Origin of the sequence: Fastidiosibacter lacustris, from assembly GCF_003428155.1 — a bacterium.
GTDB classification, from domain to species: Bacteria; Pseudomonadota; Gammaproteobacteria; order Francisellales; family Francisellaceae; genus Caedibacter; species Caedibacter lacustris.
Window position 1 is genome coordinate 1 of sequence record NZ_QLIR01000037.1, and the last position, 4574, is coordinate 4574.

Genomic DNA, 4574 nt, shown 5'->3' on the forward strand with positions numbered 1-4574 from the left:
TCCAAGAAAAGACTCGGATCTAACACCAATTTGATCGGACTTATGCTATCATCTGCCGCACTTTCTGTATAAGGTGATGAAGTGGTTAAACCACTGATACTTGGTGCGTCATTCACGGGAGTGACATTAATACTCATCGTATACGCTGACACGGACTCCAGCGCACCATCATTTACCTTAAAGCCAAAACTGGCATAATTACTACCATTACCATTTGCAACAGGGGTAAAGATCAATAAACCTCCATCAATATTGGCTTTAGTGATCACTTGATTCAAAGTTACTGCTACACCATTTAATTTTAAGCTACCTATTGTCGGTAAATTTGTGACTGTAATGCTTGCTAAGGTATCGCCATCCACGTCAGCAAAGTTAAAGTCGGATGCCGCAAATGTATAAGCTGTATCTTCTGCTGTTATAATCGTGCTGTTAGCTGCGGTTGGGGCATCATTGATTGAGGTGACATCAATACTCATCGTATAAGTCGACACAGAATCAATTGTGCCATCATTTACGCTAAAGTCAAAACTGGCATAATTACTACCATTGCCATTTGCAACAGGGGTAAAGATCAATAAACCTCCATCAATATTTGCTTTAGTGATCACTTGATTTACGGTCACTGCTACACCATTTAATTTTAAGCTACCTATTGTTGGTAGGTTCGTAATCTTAACACTGTCTAATACATCACCATCAATATCGGCAAAGTTAAAGTCACTCGCTGTAAAAACATGGCTGCTGTCTTCATTTATCACCACTGTATTATGAGAAGCTGTCGGCGCATCATTCACCGCATTCACAGTAATTGAAACGATGTCTACATCCGATAATGCAAATAGACCCTGTTCATTTGAGGTCACAGTAAGGTTATCATTGCCATTGAAATTAAGGTTACCCTGATAGATTAAACTCGCTAATGTCGCATTGATATCATTTGCATTTCCACTGATCGTTAAATCACCACTGCCGTTAGCGCCTGCACTGATCGTTGCAGATTCAGACAAGGTTACTGTCAAAGTACCATTATTGACTTGTAAACGTGTGCTCGCCAAGATTCCACTTTCATCTCTCACAGTAAGTCCGTTGATAGCAAGTGTACTATCCTCATTGAGAGCTTGTACTCCTGGAATAATATTGACTGGTGCTGATGCTATACGGAAAACTCGCGCATGACCAGCACCAGATCCATTATCATTATTGTTACGTGATCCAATTGCTAATACTGAACCATCGTCACTTAGGGATATCGCATACGCACCATCACCTGCCGTTGCACCATAAATATCCTCTTTTAACTTGGTCCAACTGCTGTCATTCCATTGATAAAGTCTTACCACGCCAGCATTAATTGGAGAATCACCATTATTAGGTGCTGAAAATGCTAGTATTGAACCATCGGCACTCAGCGATACTGAGGCACCTAATAGCTCAAAGTTAACTTCACCATTGAAACTTTGTCCGCGCTGCTCCCAACTGCTGCCATTCCATTCATACACCTTAACTTGACCAGTAAAGTTAGTACCAAACCTTGCATTGATCGCAATAATATTTCCATTAGCACTTAAGGACACTGCACCACCTAGTGCTGAACTTTCTGCAGAACCATTGATATCCAAACCCTTTTGCACCCAATTATTGTTATCCAATTCATAAATCTTAACCTGACCATGAGTGTTAGCATTGACAAAGCCAACTGCCAGTGTCATCCCATCTGCACTTAACGAAACTGACCAACCAGCACCATCTCCTGTCTGCCCATCAATATCCTGCCCTAATTTTACCCAATTAGTGCTATCCCAATGATAAACTCGAACATGACCAGATCCATTTCCATTGGCATCATTACCTGAAGCTCCTATGGCAACCGTCAAACCATCCGCGCTAAACCCTAAAACTGAAGAACCTGAAGAATCTCCCTCAGCTTCACCCAGAATACCTCCTCCCAGCTGTTCCCAACTGCCGTTAAGCTCATTCCATTGATAAATCTTAACCTCGCCAGTACTATTATTTCTTCCTTCTGCTCCAATTGCGACAATAGTACCATCATCACTTAATGCCACTGAATGCCCAAATTCATCGTTACTGGCTTCACCGTAAAGATTTTGACCCTTTTGCGTCCAGCCATTACCATTCCACTCATAAATTTTCACTTGACCAGAACGGTCTCCGTTGAAATCATGATCCTTCGCCCCTACTGCAAGAATTGTCCCATTAGCACTTAAGGCAACTGAGTGCCCTAAGTGATCTTCCGAAATATCACCAACCAATGGCACGCTAAGCTGAGCCACTGGTGTTAGTATATTAATGGTACTTGTAAGAATCTCTGAGTCATCATCGCCATCGTTTACAACAAAACTAATAGTGCGAGTCAATATGGTTGGTTGATCAGCTAAATTTTCATAACGAACTGTCCTTAATGCCGCCTCATAATTTGCCAAAGTATCTGTTCCTGTTAAGCTTAATATGCCAGTTAGTACATCGAAGGTACCGGTTATATTTCCAACATTCACAAACGATAATACATCTCCACCATTTACATAATTGCTGCTAATACTCACCGTTGCACTTTCAAGATTTACATCATCCATATCAGTAATGCTAATGGTATTATCAATTACTACCGCTCCATCATTTCCGCTATACTCTAAAGCTACGCCACCTGTTAATATCGGCTCATGTTTTTCAATAACCGTAATACCGATTAACTGCACCGTATTTGAGCTACCACTGTCGGTTGCTGTGAGTGTTAAGGTGTCACTACCGCTGAAGTCAAGGTTGCCTTGATAGGTTAAACTTGCAAGCGTTGCATTGATTTCTGCTTGTGTGCCGCTTATCGTCAAATCATTGCTACCATTGCTACCGGCACTGATTGTAGCGCCTGATAACGTCACATTCAATGTTCCATTATTAGCCTGTAAGCGTACAGTTGACAAATTACCATCCACATCATTAATCGAAATATTATTGATAGCAAGTGCAGTATCTTCATTCACCGTATAACGTGGAATTAAACTATATACCCGTACCATCCCTCTATTGTCTGTACTGTTTCCGGTCGTACCATCATTTTGAGGTGCACCAACTGCCACTTTACTAGCATCGGCACTCAAAGCCACTGACCATCCAAATCGATCGTTCGTTATATTACTTTGCATATCTGGACCATATTTGACCCAGCTACTACCATTCCACCTATATATGCGTGCATAGCCTTTATCCTGTGAAACTCCATCATCTGCGCCTATTGCCACGGTATTGCCATCATTACTTAACGATACTGAAAATCCAAATCGATCTCCTGCTGCTGTACCATCAATATCAACACCCCTTTGTATCCATCCACCACCATTCCAGCTATATATCCGTACATGACCAGTACTACTACTATTACTAGGTGCACCAATTGCCACGGTGTTGCCATCGGCACTTAACGAAACTGACCAACCAGAGTTATTACTTGCTACCTCACCATCAATGTCTTGCCCCAATTTATCCCAGGTGGACGTTACACTATTCCAGCTATATATCCGTACATGACCTGAATTACTACCATTGCCATCATTTCCAATTGCTCCGATTGCCACGGTGTTACCATCGGCGCTTAAGGACACTGAATAACCAGATTGATCACCTGCTGCCTCACCATCAATATCAACGCCTTTTTGTACCCAAGTAGTGCCATTCCAGCTGTAGATCCGTACATGACCTCTATCGTCACTTGCGTTTCCTGTCGTGCCATCATTATGAGACGCACCAATTGCCACGGTATTGCCATCGTTGCTTAATGATACTGAGAAACCAAAGTTATCATCTCCTACTTCACCATTAATATCACCGCCCTTTTTTATCCAGGTACTACCATTCCACTCATATATTCGTGCCTTATTTCCACTCCAAGCTCCAATTGCCACCGTATTGCCATTGGCACTTAACGAAACCGATATTCCAGATCGCTCTCCTGCCACCTCACCATCAATATCGACTCCCTTTTGAATCCAGGTAGTGCCACTCCAGCTATATATCCGTACATGACCAGAATAAGTGCCATTGCCATCATTTCCCTCTGCTCCGATTGCCATTGTCATGCCATCGGCACTTAAAGAAACTACCCCTCCAGCATAAGGTGATCCACCCAACAAATCCCCTGAGTTCTCACCATAAATGTTGTCACCCAGTTGAGTGATTGAGTTAAATGAACTTCCTCCCACTAGAACTGCCGGTGCATCCAAGCGATAAGCATAACCCTCAAAATGAAGAATCTCACTATTGTCTATTGCTTGTCCATATTCCAGTATGCTATCCCCTCCATTATCTTGACTTGCTGTCGTATCAATAGATGCTGCAATATCAGCATCTGTATATGACCTTAATGCTTCCACAAATGCTTGACCTTGTTGCCCTTCGGCGACATTACAGCCATAAAATAAAATATCCCCTGTGTCAGTTAATGCTTTTCCCCACTGTGCCAAACTTGCCGCATAATCGCCAATATTGTCTAAAGAAAGCGCTTCATTACCTAAATACAGCTTGCCGACATCACCATGAGAGACAATATGTACCGCTGAAAGATT

At 42.2% G+C, this 4574-nt stretch carries 1 protein-coding gene; it reads right to left on the reverse strand.

Annotation, left to right across the window (positions count from 1 at the left end; translation table 11 throughout):
- A partial coding sequence (locus tag DNJ77_RS09700; RefSeq protein ID WP_116964862.1) for a DUF4347 domain-containing protein occupies window positions 1–4574 on the reverse strand: 4574 nt, incomplete at both ends.